The sequence below is a fragment of the Undibacterium pigrum genome, from assembly GCF_003201815.1.
Classification (GTDB): domain Bacteria; phylum Pseudomonadota; class Gammaproteobacteria; order Burkholderiales; family Burkholderiaceae_D; genus Undibacterium; species Undibacterium pigrum.
This window is the reverse complement of record NZ_QJKB01000008.1, coordinates 91954-106985: the sequence shown is the minus strand read 5'-3', so window position 1 is coordinate 106985 and position 15032 is coordinate 91954. Positions and strand designations below refer to the sequence as shown.

Genomic DNA, 15032 nt, shown 5'->3' with positions numbered 1-15032 from the left:
CAGGCACTCACACTGTACAAGGGTAAGAACCCAGCACCTTGAAGAAGGCTGCCTTGTCATTGAGCTCGGCCATGGCAGCTGCCACCTTGGCATCCATGACATGGCCTTCTACGTCTACATAGAAATAATATTCCCAATTGCCGGTACGTGCAGGACGCGACTCAAAGCGAGTCATCGAGACGCCATGCTTTTCCAGCGGAGCCAGCAGGTTATAAACTGCACCCGCCTTGTTCGGCGTCGCCAGCACGATGGAAGTTTGGTCCTTGCCACTAGGCGTGGTATGCAGGCGGCCAATGACGGCAAAACGGGTGCGGTTATGCGGGTCATCCTGGATATGGGCAGAGACGATGCCCAGATTGTACTGGTGACCGGCAATTTCACTGGCTATCGCCGCCACGGTGTAATCACCACTGGCCATGCGTGCTGCTTCGGCATTCGATGCCACGGCATGTCTTTCCACATGCGGGAAATGCTGGTTCAACCAGGCCTGGCATTGCGCCAAAGCTTGCGAATGGGCACAGATGCGGCTGACGCCTTCCATATTGCCAGACTTGCTCATCAGGCTATGCTGTACAGGTATCGCCAGCTCACCACTGATGGCCAGGCTGGTTTGCAAGAGCAAATCAAGGGTACGGTTGATCGCACCTTCTGATGAGTTCTCGATAGGCACAACACCAAAATCTGCCGTACCTGCTTCAGTCGCACGAAAAACTTCATCAATAGATACGCAGGGCAAAGGCTGGATGGCATGGCCAAACTGCTTGTAGACTGCCTGCTCACTGAAGGTGCCGACAGGGCCCAGGAAAGCCACCACCACGCGGCGCTCCAGCGCACGGCAGGCCGACATGATTTCGCGGAAGATCAGTTGTATATCATCGCTCAGCAAGGGGCCAGGATTGCGCTCAGCCACGCCGCGCAAGACTTGGGCTTCGCGCTCTGGGCGAAACACTGGAGCATTGGTCTCTGCCTTGACATGACCAACTTCTTCAGCCACGCGGGCGCGCTGGTTCAGCAAATCCAGGATTTGTGCATCGATGGCATCAATCTTGATGCGAAGGGGGAGTAATTTATTGTCGCTCATAATGACCTAAAAACCGTGTTTGATAGGGTGTGGGCAGGCAGCAATACTGTAGCGCATGACTGCAATGCCGGATATGCTTTTTTCGCCGGGCTTTTGACCTGGTTCATCAGCGCCACGGTTTCCAGGTGATGGTGAGTACCATGCTCAGAAAGGGCTGATGATGAAAATAATGCTAACGGCGTCTGTCTATAGAGTAAGCAAAACAGACGCCAAATGTATTTAAGCCCAGGGCTTACGAATTTCTTTTGGCGAAATCCTGCATAAAACTGACCAAAGCCTGCACGCCTTCTATAGGCATGGCGTTATAAATCGAGGCACGCATGCCGCCTACTGATTTATGGCCTTTCAATTGCAACAGGCCATTTGCCTTGGCTTCTGCCAGGAATGCCGCATTCAGGTTTTCATCTTTCAGGTAAAAAGGCACATTCATGCGTGAACGGCTGCCTTTTTCCACCCGGTTTTCATAAAAATCTGTGGAATCCAGGTAGTCATACAGCAGGCTGGATTTGGCAATATTCTTTTGCTCCATCGCCGCCACACCGCCCTGCTGCTTGAGCCACTGGAACACCAGGCCCGCGATATAAATCGCATAGGTTGGCGGGGTGTTGTACATGGAATCATTGTCGGCAACGATTTTCCAGTCAAAGGCTGACGGGCAGATGGGCAAGGCATGGCCGAGCAAATCTTCACGCACGATGACAATGGTCAGACCTGCCGGGCCAATATTCTTTTGCGCACCGCCAAAGATAACGCCGTATCTGGAGACATCAATCACGCGCGACAAAATGTGCGAAGACATGTCAGCAACGATGGGCGCACCGCCTGTTTCTGACGCCACGTCGGGCGCGAACTGGTATTCAACACCATCGATGGTTTCATTGGTACACAGATGCACATAGGCGGCATCTGGTGTCAGCTTCCAGCTATCACGTGCAGGCACGCAGGTATAGCCACCAGCCTCGCCACTTGCTGCGATATTCACCTTACCGTATTTTTTTGCTTCCTTGATGGACTTGCCCGTCCAGGAACCGGTATGCACAAAATCTGCCGTTGCGGGCTGCGGCTTGCGCCCCATTAGATTCATGGGGACGATGGCGTTTTCGCCCAGGCCACCGCCTTGCAGGAACAGAATTTTATAATTGTCCGGCACCGCCAGCAGCTCGCGCAAATCGCTTTGCGCAGCAGCGAGGATGGACATGAACTCTGGCCCACGGTGGCTCATTTCCATGACGGACATGCCACTGCCATGCCAGTCCAGCATTTCGGCAGCGGCTTGCTGCAATACCTCTTTCGGCAATACTGCCGGGCCTGCAGAGAAATTGTAGATCGTCGTCATGTTGGCTTACTCCGCTGCGTCGGCTTCTGGTGCGCTGCCTTCTGCTTCATTTGCGCCAGTATCAGCATCAGCACCGCCAGCGTCCAGAGCTGCATCTACGTCCGCATCTGTCTCAACAATACGTTGCAGGCCAGACAGCTTGGTGCCGTCTTCCACCGCAATCAGGGTCACACCCTGGGTTGCGCGGCCCATTTCACGGATTTCAGAAACGCGGGTACGTATCAGGATGCCGCCGGTAGTGATCAACATGATTTCATCCGTTGTCTCAACCAGTGTTGCAGCCACCACCTTGCCATTACGCTCGGAAGTCTGGATCGCGATCATGCCCTTGGTGCCACGGCCATGACGGGTGTACTCAGTGATAGGGGTACGTTTGCCGTAGCCGTTTTCAGTCGCTGTCAGAACAGATTGCTGTTCATTTTCAGCCACCAGCAAGGCAATAACCTGCTGACCTTCATCGAGGTTCATACCACGTACGCCACGGGCTGTACGGCCCATAGGACGTACATCATTTTCATCAAAGCGCACTGCCTTGCCAGAATCAGAGAACAGCATGACATCATGCTTGCCATCAGTCAGTGCCGCGCCGATGAGGAAATCGCCTTCATCCAGGTCGACCGCGATAATGCCGGCTTTACGTGGGTTGCTGAAGTCAGTCAAAGGTGTTTTCTTGACCGTGCCCAGGCTGGTGGACATGAAGACATAATGGTCTTCAGGGAAAGTACGGTTATCACCAGACAAAGGCAGGATGACAGTGATTTTTTCACCGTCCTGCAATGGGAACATGTTCACGATAGGCTTGCCGCGTGAAGTACGCGAACCTTGTGGCACTTCCCATACTTTCAGCCAGTACATGCGGCCACGGTTACTGAAGCACAGGATGTAATCATGGGTATTGGCCACGAAGAGTTGCTCGATCCAGTCATCATCCTTGGTCGCTGTCGCCTGCTTGCCACGGCCACCGCGTTTTTGCGCACGGTATTCAGACAAAGGTTGCGACTTCATATAGCCAGTGTGCGACAGTGTCACGACCATGTCTTGCGGCGTGATCAGGTCTTCTGTGCCCAGGTCAGTGGCGTTATGGGTGATTTCTGAACGGCGTACGTCTTTATTGCCTTCGCCGTATTCATTGCGGGCCAGGGTCAGTTCATCTGTGATGATGACGGTGACGCGTTCTGGCTTGGACAGGATGTCCAGCAAATCGGCGATTTCTGCCATGACGTCTTTGTATTCATTGACGATCTTGTCTTGTTCCAGACCGGTCAGGCGTTGCAAACGCATTTGCAGGATTTCTTGTGCCTGGTCGTCAGACAATTTATACAGGCCATCAGGCTGTATGCCGTAGTGTTTAGGCAAATTCTCCGGGCGGAAAGAATCAATACCACCAGAATTGTCAGCCGCAGTACGTACCAGCATCTCGCGCACCATGGAACTATCCCAGGCACGTGTCATCAATTCCTGTTTCGCAATCGGTGGCGTAGGCGCAGCGCGGATGATGGCGATAAAGTCATCAATATTTGCCAGCGCAACAGCCAGACCTTCCAGCACATGACCGCGTTCACGCGCCTTGCGCAGTTCAAACAGGGTACGGCGTGTCACTACCTCACGGCGGTGTGACAGGAAGCAGGACAGCATTTCCTTCAGGTTCAGCAGTTTTGGCTGGCCATTCACCAGCGCCACCATGTTCATGCCGAAGGTATCTTGCAACTGTGTTTGCTTGTACAGATTATTCAGTACTACGTCAGGCACTTCGCCTCGCTTGAGCTCAATAACCACGCGCATACCCGATTTATCGGATTCATCGCGGATATCAGAAATACCATCGAGCTTTTTGTCACGTACCAGTTCAGCGATACGTTCCAGCAGGGATTTTTTATTGACCTGGTATGGCAGCTCATCAACGATAAGTGCAGTACGGCTGTCTTTGCCAAACTCTTCAAAGTGGGTCTTGGCACGCATGACCACACGGCCACGGCCAGTGCGATAGCCATCGCGTACACCAGACACGCCATAGATAATGCCGCCGGTAGGAAAGTCAGGCGCGGGGATGATCTCGATCAGTTCATCGATCGTGCAATCACTATTGCGCAAGACATGCAGGGCACCGTTGATGATCTCGGTAATATTGTGTGGCGGGATATTCGTCGCCATACCCACCGCAATACCGGATGCGCCATTGATCAGCAGATTCGGGATACGGGTAGGCAGAACCGAAGGCTCTTTCTCTTTACCATCATAGTTGGGGACGAAATCGACAGTTTCTTTTTCGATATCGGCCAGAATTTCATTGGCGATCTTGTCCAGACGGCACTCGGTGTAACGCATCGCCGCAGCATTGTCGCCGTCGATGGAACCGAAGTTACCCTGGCCATCAACCAGGGTATAACGCAGGGAAAAGTCTTGTGCCATACGCACCAGCGTGTCGTAAATGGAGGCATCGCCATGGGGATGGTACTTACCCATGACTTCACCCACCACACGCGCACATTTGACGAAGGGGCGGTTATAGACATTGTTCATTTCGTGCATCGCGAACAGTACGCGACGATGCACAGGCTTTAAGCCATCACGCACATCCGGCAAAGCGCGACCTACGATAACGCTCATCGCGTAATCGAGATAGCTTTTGCGCATTTCTTCTTCAAGGGAAATCGGGAGTGTTTCTTTTGCGAATTGATCCATTGGCGGCCGGCGAATTAGAGCTTGGTTAATTAATAACGTCTTTACTGTCGTCCTTAATGACATCTTATTAAGACTATTAAAGACTGACGTTTAACTCTTGATTCTAACATGCCTGTTATGCTGAATTCCATTTATAGCAATTAAGTCAGCCAAACTCGGCAAATAGTGGCAAAACAGGGCCGGAACACAGGCCAGGTGGACTGCAACACTGTCATTCAAATGACAGCCTGCTGGCAAATTTTTATGATTTAATCAAAAACATAATAAAAAATACCCCCTAGAATAATTAACCCGGAGACAACCATGTTAAAGAAAATTTGCGTGCTCGCAGCATTTGCCCTGCCTGCTACTATCGCCCTCGCTCAGGCCAGTGCACCCGCATCGTCTGCACAAAGCGCAGAAGCGTCTGCCCCAGTTGCTGCGCCAATGTCACCGCCAGCGCCAGCAGTGGCGCCTGTTCCACCAACGCCTCCAGCGCCACCCAAGCGCTGTGACTTTGCCCTTACCTTGCAAAGCGATGAAATTTTTGAACACAAGAAATCCGCGCAGTTATCTGTACTGAATAACAAGGGCAAAGAGCGCATAGACAATGAAGTCATCCCCAAGCTGGCCGCTTGCGCCAAAGTTGACCTGATTGTCGTCAGTGGTCATACCGACCTGATCGGCAACCATGCGCAAACCCAGAAATTATCTGAAAAGAATGCAGATGCCGTCGTCGCCTATCTGACCAGCAAGGGCCTGAATGCCCCTATGGATACCATGGGCATGGGTAAAACCCAGCAAATCAAGGCTTGCGATGACAAACTGCCAAAGGCAAAACTGGCAGAATGCCTGGCCCCTAACCGTCGCATCGTCATAGAAGGACGTGGCCTGGCAAAATAAGATTCAACATATATCCATAGAGAAACAACAGCATGCGGAAAGGACGGAAATAAACATTTCCCTCCTTGAAACTGGTATTAACTTGCCAAAGTGCATATTTCGTTGCCAAAATGCGACATATTTAACTAACTGTAACTTTGCCGATTTAACAATTTTCGTCGTAAACTTGCTAAATATGGCAAAATAGAACGAATGTTGATAAATGGCAGTGATGGTGTTTGACGAAATAGTAATGTCATCATCGCCGTGTTAATATCTGGTTTTATGCAGTAATTTCGCGCAGTTCATCTGCGGTAATAATCTCACCCGAGAGGAGAAATATGAAAAATTTAGTCAAGCTCGTTATCGCAGCGTCCGCAGTAGCATCCTTTTCTGCTTCCGCACAACAAATCACCGATATCATGGCTAACAAGCCACACAGCGCCTATGTACAAGATGGTCGCGGTGTAATTGCACGTGACCCATTTGGTCTGTGCTGGCGTACAGGCTACTGGACTCCTGCTGACGCAGTTCCAGGTTGCGACGCACCATTGGTACAACCACCAGCACCAGTTGTAGCAACACCTGCTCCAGCTGTAGCACCAGTTACACCACCAGCACCAGTTGCACCACCTGCACCTACTTCTGAAAAAGTAACGTTCGCAGCTGATGCATTCTTTGATTTTGACAAAGCAGTTCTGAAACCAGAAGCTAAAGTCAAACTCGACGACATGGCATCCAAATTGAAATCCATCAATCTGGAAGTTGTGATCGCTGTTGGTCACACTGACTCTGTAGGCTCCGAAGAATACAACCAAAAATTGTCTATCCGTCGCGCTGAAGCAGTCAAAGCTTACCTGGTAAGCAAAGGTATCGAAGCCAACCGTGTTTACACTGAAGGCAAAGGCAAAAAACAACCAGTAGCTGACAACAAAACAGCTGATGGTCGCGCTAAAAACCGTCGCGTTGAGATCGAAGTTGTTGGTACACGCAACGTTAAGTAATAGCAGCAATAGAAGCCTGACTTCTGAGAAACCCGCTTCGGCGGGTTTTTTTATTTGCGTCAGCGCTGACTTATTTCATCCACCTCATTTCACCCGGACTTAATCCCCACCTCTTCCTCTCGCCATCCTCTTCACAGCATCACACCAAAACCATTTCCATCCCGTGTTTGTTTTTCGCCAATGCGATATCAGCCTTAATCGCCTACAATAGCGGTTTCGCAGCTCATGCCCTGACCCGGCACTTCAAACCACATCATGTCGACCTTGAACGCTGATCCCGCAGAAATCCAGAAATTTAGTGAACTTGCCCATCGCTGGTGGGACCCCAGCTCCGAATTCAAACCACTGCATGAAATCAACCCCCTGCGCCTGGAATGGATCAACCAGCGCGCACCGCTGGCGGGCAAACAAGTCATAGACGTAGGTTGTGGCGGCGGCATCCTGGCAGAATCCATGGCGAAAAAAGGCGCAACTGTTACTGGCATAGACCTGTCGGACAAGGCACTCAAGGTGGCTGACCTGCACGGCCTCGAATCCGGCGTGAGTGTACGCTATAAAAAAATCGCGGCAGAAGACATGGCAGAGGCAGAAGCTGGCCAGTTTGATGTCGTCACCTGCATGGAAATGCTGGAACACGTGCCTGACCCGGCATCCATCATCAAAGCCTGTGCCAAGATGGTGAAACCCGGTGGCCATGTATTTTTTTCGACACTGAACCGCAATGCCAAGGCCTATTTGTTCGCCGTCATCGGTGCAGAATATCTGCTGCAAATGCTGCCCAAAGGCACGCATGACTATGCCAAGTTCATCACGCCTGCAGAATTGTCACAAGACATACGCAATGCAGGCCTAGAATTACATGCCATGAAGGGCTTGAGTTACAACCCCCTCACCCAAATCTATTCACTCAATGCCGATACCAGTGTCAACTACATGGTTGCCTGTACACGCCCGCTGTGAAACTAACAAATCGTCTTCATGCATCATGAAGGCGCGCTTTTGATTTTTTATTATGCAAACTCCACAAGCAATCCTGTTTGACCTCGACGGTACGCTGGCAGACACTGCCCCTGACCTGGCTGCTGCAGTCAATGTCATGCGTGAAAACCGCCAACTGGCACCAGTTCATTACCAAAGCCTGCGCCCCCACGCATCGGCCGGTGCACGTGGTTTGCTGGGCGCGGGTTTTGGCATCAAGCCAGAACACCCCGACTACGAAGCCATGCGTATTGAATTTTTGAATCAGTATGAATCTGCCATCGCCGTCCACAGCAAGCTGTTCAAGCAAGTGCCTGATCTGCTGCGCGGCCTGGATGTGATGGGCGTATCATGGGGCATAGTCACCAACAAGGCCATGCGCTTTACCCGCCCGCTGATACCGCTGCTGGATTTGCAAGAGGCACGCTGCGTCATCTCCGGCGACACCACCCCCCACTCAAAACCCCACCCTGCCCCCTTGCTGGAAGCGGCAAGGCAGTTGGGCATACGCTCAGAAAACTGCTGGTACGTAGGTGACGACCTGCGCGACATCCAGGCTGCCGAAGCCGCAGGCATGACCAGCGTCGCTGCCGCCTGGGGTTATTGTGGCGCCACTGAGCCCAAACACTGGAAAGCCGACGCCATCATCGACAGCCCGCTGGAACTACTGGAACTGGTACGCGCCAAACATTTACAGGTAGCAGGCTCTTGAATCTTCCGTAAGGGGCCACATATGGGATATACTAGCAATGCTTAGGGGTCGACCAGGTTTCGACAGGGGTTGCAAAGCAGCGCAGGGCATACCGAGGCCAGACTACCTCGTAAATACAATCTGAACTATATAACTGCAAACGATAACTCGTACGCATTAGCCGCTTAATACCGGCTAACCTTACACCACTTCGTCCATAGGGTGGGCTGGCAACAGCAGTAAGGACATTCATATGGAATCGTCTTGAGCCGGGTTACTTGACTCTCGATTAAATAATAGGTAACTCGTCCTGCCGCAGCGTGTGCGTCCGCGTCGTCAGGATTAAATCAAATGGCAGCACTAAGTATGTAGAACTGTCTGTAGAGTGCTTCTGGACGCGGGTTCGATTCCCGCCGACTCCACCAAAAATGTAAAACCACCCAGCTTCATCGGGTGGTTTTTTATTTTTGTTGATTTGATGGGAAACGAACCTGCGGGACGCGGGGATGAGTGCGGACAGATAACAGCACCTGCGTGCTGTTATCTGCCTCACGAATCTGAACAGCTTGCAAGCTGCGAAGTGGAGATCAGGGGTTTCGAGCCGCATGCGGCGAGCCCACGAGCGACATGGCGCATGCAAGCGCCATGGCTGGCCAGGATGGCCGATTCCCGCCGACTCCACCAGAATATCAAAAGCCATCCAATTTATTGGGTGGCTTTTTTTGTTTTGTGAAGCCACAGTCCTCATGGCCAAATTCACGCGTCACGTGTTGGCATTGGCTGCCACGCTAACTACACACTACTAAGCAAATTGAAGTCCTTTATCAAGTTTTTGAAGTTTGATAAAGTCGGCCTCGCTCATTGCTATCATTACTCCGCAGCTGATAGTTTCAGTCTCAAATGCTACGATATAATTGCATCCGAAAAAAATGCCTTGTGTTAGTCCAATTCGACAAAATTTATTCGCAGCAAAATGCTTGCGGATCATATTTTTCGTTTCTGCTAAATAGATGAACGCTTATCGAAAAATGAAGCGTAAAAATAAAGAAGAGAAAATTTAGATGAAAATGCCGCCAGTTTTATTTGGAATATTAGCATTCATAGTTTTAATCATGAAAGACACGATAGTAGCCATGGCACAACCCGTCGGCATTTTAATCGCTGTGATTTTTGGAGTACTCGTGCTTTATCAGGTCTATAGTTTTTCCTATTTTTCAGGTGAAAAATTTAAAAAACTTAAGAAGAGCATAGAAGAATATACAAAAAATTGTAATGAGCTAAACCATCACATACAAGAATTAAAAAATGCATATGTAGATGTAACCTCTCAGGACTACGGACATAGCACTCTGCAAGATGGCAGTAACTATAATTTTAAAAGAACAGAATGGAATAAAAGCATTAAAAACAATTATGTTCACAACTGCTCGTTAAGCGTTTGTAAGAACGCAAACGACCAACCATTTAAATATCTTTGCAAATACTTTGATATCAAGGCAAACGAAGAAGCATTATCAAATTTTGAAGCTGTATTAAATGATTTTGCAGCTGCTGAACAAGGTAAGTTGTTAGTGAAAGCGGAAAGAGATCTGATAATAACAAACCTCAAAACATCAATTCCTTCTTTAATATTCTCCTTTAGTAAAAAAAGATTGATTAAAGAGTTAGGTTTTGAAGAAATTGATTTAAGTGACTTGTATTTCCCCATCTATACTTTTCAATATGTTTCTGCAGGTGGAAATAGCTCTTCAAAATGCGACATAAAAATGGACGTCAATAATTTAGACCGATTTATTGACTATTTAAGCTCATTAATAAAATTCAGAAACAGCGTAGCGGGCCAAAGAGCTTTAATGACTTCTCGTTTAAGGGAAAGCATTAAAGAAAGAGACAATCATACGTGTCGGACTTGTGGAATTTCGGCTCACAATGAAAAACATCTCTTATTAGAAATAGACCACATAATACCTTTATCAAAAGGTGGTATAACATCTGAAAACAACCTGCAAACTTTGTGCTGGAAATGCAACCGCTCCAAAGGTTCTAAATTAGTGTGATTTGGAAAGGCATTAGAAGGAACACATCAAGTTCCCCTCAATCATTGATGCGCGGAGAACTATAATCAAACGTACAAGGATTACAAAAAACTTTGGCGTCACCTCAATTGAGAATCACACTATAGTCAGAGGCTAGAGAAAAATGAAGAGGATGCTTTTTCTTGTAATGCTCAAGTGCAATATTGCGCTCGCGCAGAATTTCTCAGCATCATTCAAATATCTGAAAAGCAACATTTTAACACTAGCAATGATTGTCTTTATGCTGCCTTTAGCTGGTTGCTATTCTGAAAAGCAAAACTCACCTTTCATTGTTCGAGTAAAGCAGACTCGTTGCCTCGATGGTTTTGAACCCAAAGTAATTGGAAAATGTAAAGGAGCGACCGCTGAGGCAGGTATTTATGAATTTCGCCTTTCACCCATGGAGAAGCGGGCGTTAATTCGAGTTGTTGAACAAGATCCACGCAGCCAATCTGTGCCATTGTTTGAATTAGACGGATGTAATGTTTGGGATAGTAAAAATTGGGAATGCTCGATTGGAGAAGCTAAAACTATAGTGATTTATTCCATGCACAATGGAATTTACAGCCATCAATTTATCTCAGGTATTGGCTTAAACGATTACTTCGTTGGATATATTCAGAATCCTGGATTCTTTAATTTTTGAAGTTAGAAGCCTCTTGCATAGGGCTCGACCATTCATTTGAAAATATTAAGATGCAGTAACTATCAATGGATTCTGCAAAATGAACAGCACTCAACTTGATATCTTGCGCCTCTAAGCCTACTGCCAGGTGCTATGGAACACAAGCTATTCTACATAACTCTGAACAGACTGAGTATCAAAAAGAATGTGTGGATCTGTGGCGTACTTTGCTACTTCCCTTGTTTCAGGCAGATGAAAGAAATGCTGCATAATTGCAGGAGCAATGTGTCTGTGACTCTTTTTGTATATCCCATACCTAATGCAAACAATTGATGAAGGCAACATCTGCCACGACTGTGGCGGCAGCCTCACTACGTTCGGCCTGGATTCAACAGCAGGTTTGCAATGCACGCGATGTGCCTGGTGTGTTGTGACTACAAACCACAATACTGCGTTACACGATAACAATCAGTACACTGTATGGATATACTCAGGCTCACTTGACCGGCTGCCGCTTATCTCAAGACTCGCAATAGCCTTATCAATAGGCACGCTAAAAGCCAGGGAGATTGTAGACTTCGGCATACCTGTTGCTGTATCGATTCGAGCTCAAGAAGTGCTGGCACTTCGCAGCACGCTGGAATCAAAGGATATTTCAATCAGAACAGAGCCCATATTTCTTTGGTGATCCTCACCCCGTCACAGAGTCCTGGTGAATAAATCCCGCATAAAAATCCATGTCGACAGAACTTGAATTTTATCTCTACACCTGGATCAGTTACTGCATCCTTTGCGTCTGGCTATACGCGTCTGACCGCAAGTCCTTTCCATTGCACGCCTATAAATCATTTCTGCTCGTGCCCTGGAAGCTGATCACTTTCAGCGTAGCGGCTATCGGCATTACAGTCGTTGCACCTTACACGGCTGATCCGACCTGGGATTATATTGATGCCGCGATGATGTCCGTGCTTACATTTCTGACTGCACCATGGGCCGTTGGAACGATCTATTTGGGGATACGGGGCAAATCCAGAGTCAGGCACGTGCTGGTAGCGATTGGTCTATGGATGCTTTCTGCGAGCTGGTGTTATGACTTGTATCTGCTAATCAGGGATGGCCAGTACCCTATGACCTGGGATGTCAATATTTATGCATCCTCAGTGCTTTATCTGAGCGCGGGTTTATTGTGGAATCTAGAGTACAGGACTGGCCGGGGCGTGACATTTTCTTTTCTTGAGCTCGGGTTTCCAGTCCGGCCACAGCAAACCGGTTTTGCAAAGTTAGCCTTGTTTGGCTTGCCGTTTATGCTGCTCGCTTTTTGCTGCATTGCTTACTTTCTTATCTAAAAGCTGTACGCAGTACATTTTTCTGGAAATTCCTCGTATCGCAATATAAGCATGCTGCTGAGAAACAGCATGCTTCCTTCCCGCACTGCGCCCTCATTTTCCGTTGCTAAAAATATACATCCAATACAAATGCACTGCAATTTATCAAAAAACACTTAAAATATAAGCATGCAAAAAATACAATCATAAATCTCCAATTCACCGGATTTCCCGCGACTTTCCATTCAGGGAGCTGTCATGAAACTTCCAAAAATAAAATTCAAGATATGGCATGGCTTCTTGCTGCTGGCTTTGCTGTTTATCATCCCGCCTCTGATCATCACTTTGGCCCAAAGATGGGAAGTGTCTGATAGCGATCCTGATCGCGGTGCGATGACAGTCAAGCAGGATGTGTTTGGTGACAGTGCGGGCAAGATTGTTTATCTGGAGCAGAACTGGAAGCCTGAGCAGAGTCTGTGGTTTTATACGACGACGCAGGGTTCGAATTTGCTGCCTTATGATTTTTTCCTGGTGCTGGAACAGGCTGACAAGCCGGTGTTGTTTCGCAGTGATGAGAACATCAATTCTTATCGTTATCTGCCGCAGAAAAAGACTTCCAGCAATCCTGATGCCCTGCCTGTGGGCTTTGTCAAAGACAATTATCTGGGCAAGGATTACATGGGCTTTACCTGTGCGGCTTGCCATACTGCGCAAGTCAATTTCAAGGGTACGGGCATGCGCATCGATGGTGGCCCGGCCAGTGCTGACATGCAGGGCTTTCTCAATGGCCTGACCGCAGCGATGACTGCCGTCAGGGACAAACCCGATGTGCAACAACGCTTTGTCAACGCCGTCATGAAGCTTGGTGCATATAGCAGTGAAGCAGATGTGATTGCCGATATTAAAACCTATACCCTGCGCCTGACCAGCTACAACATTATCAACCGTAGCGCTGTCGATTATGGCTATGCGCGGCTGGATGCTTTTGGCCGCATCTACAACCGCACGCTGGAACATTTGCTGAACCGCCAGCAGCTTAAAGAAGTACTGGAAAATGTCTTGAGCGAAGAAGAAGTAAAAGCAGCACTGGAGGGTATAGGCCAGGACATCAGTTCTGCTGACCGCGACAAGATCATAGAAAGAGTCGCGACTACGGAAAAGAATATCGCCAAACTCAGGCGCGAGTTATTCATCAAGGGGGATGCACCTGTCAGCTATCCTTTCTTATGGGATATTGCCCAGCATGATTATGTACAATGGAATGGACTGGGTGGCAATGGTGGGCTTGGGCCGCTGGGTCGGAATACTGGTGAAGTGATAGGTGTATTTGGCTCTCTGGACTGGCATGAGGGCAAGCGTTTTTCTCTTACCTCTTTACTCGCTGGACAAGGCTGGACCAAGAAGGTGGTTGAGTATGACAGCTCAGTCAACACCCAGAACTTGCGTCGCATAGAAAACCAGCTGACGGAACTGCAGTCACCCAAATGGCCGGAAGAGATCCTGGGCAAGCTGGACCAGACCCGCATTAAAAGTGGCAAGGTCTTGTTTGCCAAGTATTGCGTCAGCTGTCATGCTGAGATAGATAGCAGATCACCACAACGTCGCGTAGTGGCCAATATGATGCAACTGGAAAAAATCGGCACTGACCCAACCATGGCGAACAACAGTGTCGATTACCTGGGGTATTCGGGCATCTTGCGCAATCAGTATGTGGGCGCTGGCGTAGGCGATGTCTTGCTGGATAAAAAAGCGCCTATTGCTGCCTTGCTGACCAAAGCAACGCTGGGCGTCGTAACCACGCCAGATGCAGACAAGGGTTTTATACGTCGCTGGTCTGAGTGGCTGCACAATATTATCCAGGCCTTGTTCGGCAATGAAATCCATGATTCGAACAAGCATGGCGACTACAAGCCTGACACGACAATGACGCCCTACTCTTCACTGCAAGCCTATAAGGGGCGTTCATTAAATGGCATATGGGCAACCGGTCCTTATCTGCATAATGGTTCTGTGCCTACGCTGTATGATTTGCTGTTGCCATCAATTTGCCCCACTGATCCACAAGATGCTGAGTGCCGTCCCACAATATTCAAAGTGGGTTCACGTGAACTTGACGCAGAAAAAGTTGGCATGAAGAGTAGCGGTTATGAAGGCTATAACTTCGATACCAGGTTACATGGTAACAGTAACTGTGGGCATGACTATGGCACTCTGACGCCCAGAGGCCCCGGCGAGTTACCCAAGCCAACTTGTGTGCATGAAGCTGACACAAAACTACCCAAGGAATCCAGTGATTTGCCCAAGCTGACGAAACAGCAAAGACTGGACTTGCTGGAATACCTGAAGAGTTTATAAGTATCTGACTATCTGACTA

The 15032-nt window shown here is 48.8% G+C and carries 11 protein-coding genes and 1 other RNA gene; 9 read left to right on the top strand and 3 right to left on the bottom strand.

The genetic code is table 11. From position 1 onward, the window contains the following. Nucleotides 1-7 precede the first annotated feature (7 nt). The 3 genes from pheA to gyrA form a co-directional block, all read right to left on the bottom strand. Entirely contained in the window at nt 8-1081 is a 1074-nt protein-coding gene (pheA, locus tag DFR42_RS20920; RefSeq protein WP_110256988.1) for a prephenate dehydratase, read from the bottom strand. Between the two features lie 232 nt (nt 1082-1313). Continuing rightward, nucleotides 1314-2417, bottom strand: coding sequence for a 3-phosphoserine/phosphohydroxythreonine transaminase (gene serC, locus DFR42_RS20915; RefSeq protein ID WP_110256987.1), 1104 nt, complete (start codon nt 2415-2417; stop codon nt 1314-1316). Nucleotides 2418-2423: 6 nt separating this feature from the next. After that, complete coding sequence (gene gyrA, locus DFR42_RS20910; protein WP_110256986.1) at nt 2424-5099, bottom strand: DNA gyrase subunit A; 2676 nt, start codon at nt 5097-5099, stop codon at nt 2424-2426. Nucleotides 5100-5402: 303 nt separating this feature from the next. On the opposite strand from gyrA, the gene DFR42_RS20905 reads away from it, so the two are divergent. From DFR42_RS20905 to DFR42_RS20860, 9 genes are all read left to right on the top strand, one after another. After that, the gene (locus DFR42_RS20905) at nt 5403-5981 is read left to right on the top strand and encodes an OmpA family protein (protein ID WP_110256985.1); all 579 of its coding nucleotides are present in this window, start codon (nt 5403-5405) and stop codon (nt 5979-5981) included. Between the two features lie 320 nt (nt 5982-6301). Then, nucleotides 6302-6964 (top strand): outer membrane protein OmpA, encoded by a 663-nt coding sequence (gene ompA, locus DFR42_RS20900; protein WP_110256984.1) that lies wholly within the window; start codon nt 6302-6304, stop codon nt 6962-6964. Nucleotides 6965-7219: 255 nt separating this feature from the next. Then, nucleotides 7220-7924 carry a bifunctional 2-polyprenyl-6-hydroxyphenol methylase/3-demethylubiquinol 3-O-methyltransferase UbiG gene (gene ubiG, locus DFR42_RS20895; protein ID WP_110256983.1) on the top strand — a complete coding sequence of 235 codons (705 nt, stop codon included), beginning with the start codon at nt 7220-7222 and terminating at the stop codon, nt 7922-7924. A gap of 52 nt (nt 7925-7976) precedes the next feature. Continuing rightward, nucleotides 7977-8654, top strand: a complete 678-nt coding sequence (locus tag DFR42_RS20890) for an HAD family hydrolase (protein WP_110256982.1) — start codon at nt 7977-7979, stop codon at nt 8652-8654. 44 nt (nt 8655-8698) lie between these two features. Continuing rightward, nucleotides 8699-9058, top strand: a transfer-messenger RNA (tmRNA) gene (gene ssrA / locus DFR42_RS20885). 687 nt (nt 9059-9745) lie between these two features. Further along, entirely contained in the window at nt 9746-10690 is a 945-nt protein-coding gene (locus DFR42_RS20875; protein WP_170133615.1) for an HNH endonuclease, read from the top strand. A 142-nt stretch (nt 10691-10832) separates the two neighbouring features. Further along, the gene (locus DFR42_RS20870; protein WP_110256979.1) at nt 10833-11354 is read left to right on the top strand and encodes a hypothetical protein; all 522 of its coding nucleotides are present in this window, start codon (nt 10833-10835) and stop codon (nt 11352-11354) included. 716 nt (nt 11355-12070) lie between these two features. Further along, entirely contained in the window at nt 12071-12679 is a 609-nt protein-coding gene (locus DFR42_RS20865; RefSeq protein WP_110256978.1) for a hypothetical protein, read from the top strand. 237 nt (nt 12680-12916) lie between these two features. Continuing rightward, nucleotides 12917-15013 carry a di-heme-cytochrome C peroxidase gene (locus DFR42_RS20860; protein ID WP_110256977.1) on the top strand — a complete coding sequence of 699 codons (2097 nt, stop codon included), beginning with the start codon at nt 12917-12919 and terminating at the stop codon, nt 15011-15013. Nucleotides 15014-15032: the final 19 nt, after the last annotated feature.

What these genes read in the sequence shown, in the direction of transcription:
- serC (WP_110256987.1), bottom strand. Translation starts at nt 2,417, where the DNA reads ATGACGACGATCTACAATTTCTCTGCAGGCCCGGCAGTATTGCCGAAA.
- gyrA (WP_110256986.1), bottom strand. Translation starts at nt 5,099, where the DNA reads ATGGATCAATTCGCAAAAGAAACACTCCCGATTTCCCTTGAAGAAGAA.
- pheA (WP_110256988.1), bottom strand. Translation starts at nt 1,081, where the DNA reads ATGAGCGACAATAAATTACTCCCCCTTCGCATCAAGATTGATGCCATC.
- ubiG (WP_110256983.1), top strand. Translation starts at nt 7,220, where the DNA reads ATGTCGACCTTGAACGCTGATCCCGCAGAAATCCAGAAATTTAGTGAA.
- DFR42_RS20865 (WP_110256978.1), top strand. Translation starts at nt 12,071, where the DNA reads ATGTCGACAGAACTTGAATTTTATCTCTACACCTGGATCAGTTACTGC.
- DFR42_RS20860 (WP_110256977.1), top strand. Translation starts at nt 12,917, where the DNA reads ATGAAACTTCCAAAAATAAAATTCAAGATATGGCATGGCTTCTTGCTG.
- DFR42_RS20905 (WP_110256985.1), top strand. Translation starts at nt 5,403, where the DNA reads ATGTTAAAGAAAATTTGCGTGCTCGCAGCATTTGCCCTGCCTGCTACT.
- DFR42_RS20870 (WP_110256979.1), top strand. Translation starts at nt 10,833, where the DNA reads ATGAAGAGGATGCTTTTTCTTGTAATGCTCAAGTGCAATATTGCGCTC.
- DFR42_RS20890 (WP_110256982.1), top strand. Translation starts at nt 7,977, where the DNA reads ATGCAAACTCCACAAGCAATCCTGTTTGACCTCGACGGTACGCTGGCA.
- ompA (WP_110256984.1), top strand. Translation starts at nt 6,302, where the DNA reads ATGAAAAATTTAGTCAAGCTCGTTATCGCAGCGTCCGCAGTAGCATCC.
- DFR42_RS20875 (WP_170133615.1), top strand. Translation starts at nt 9,746, where the DNA reads ATGAAAGACACGATAGTAGCCATGGCACAACCCGTCGGCATTTTAATC.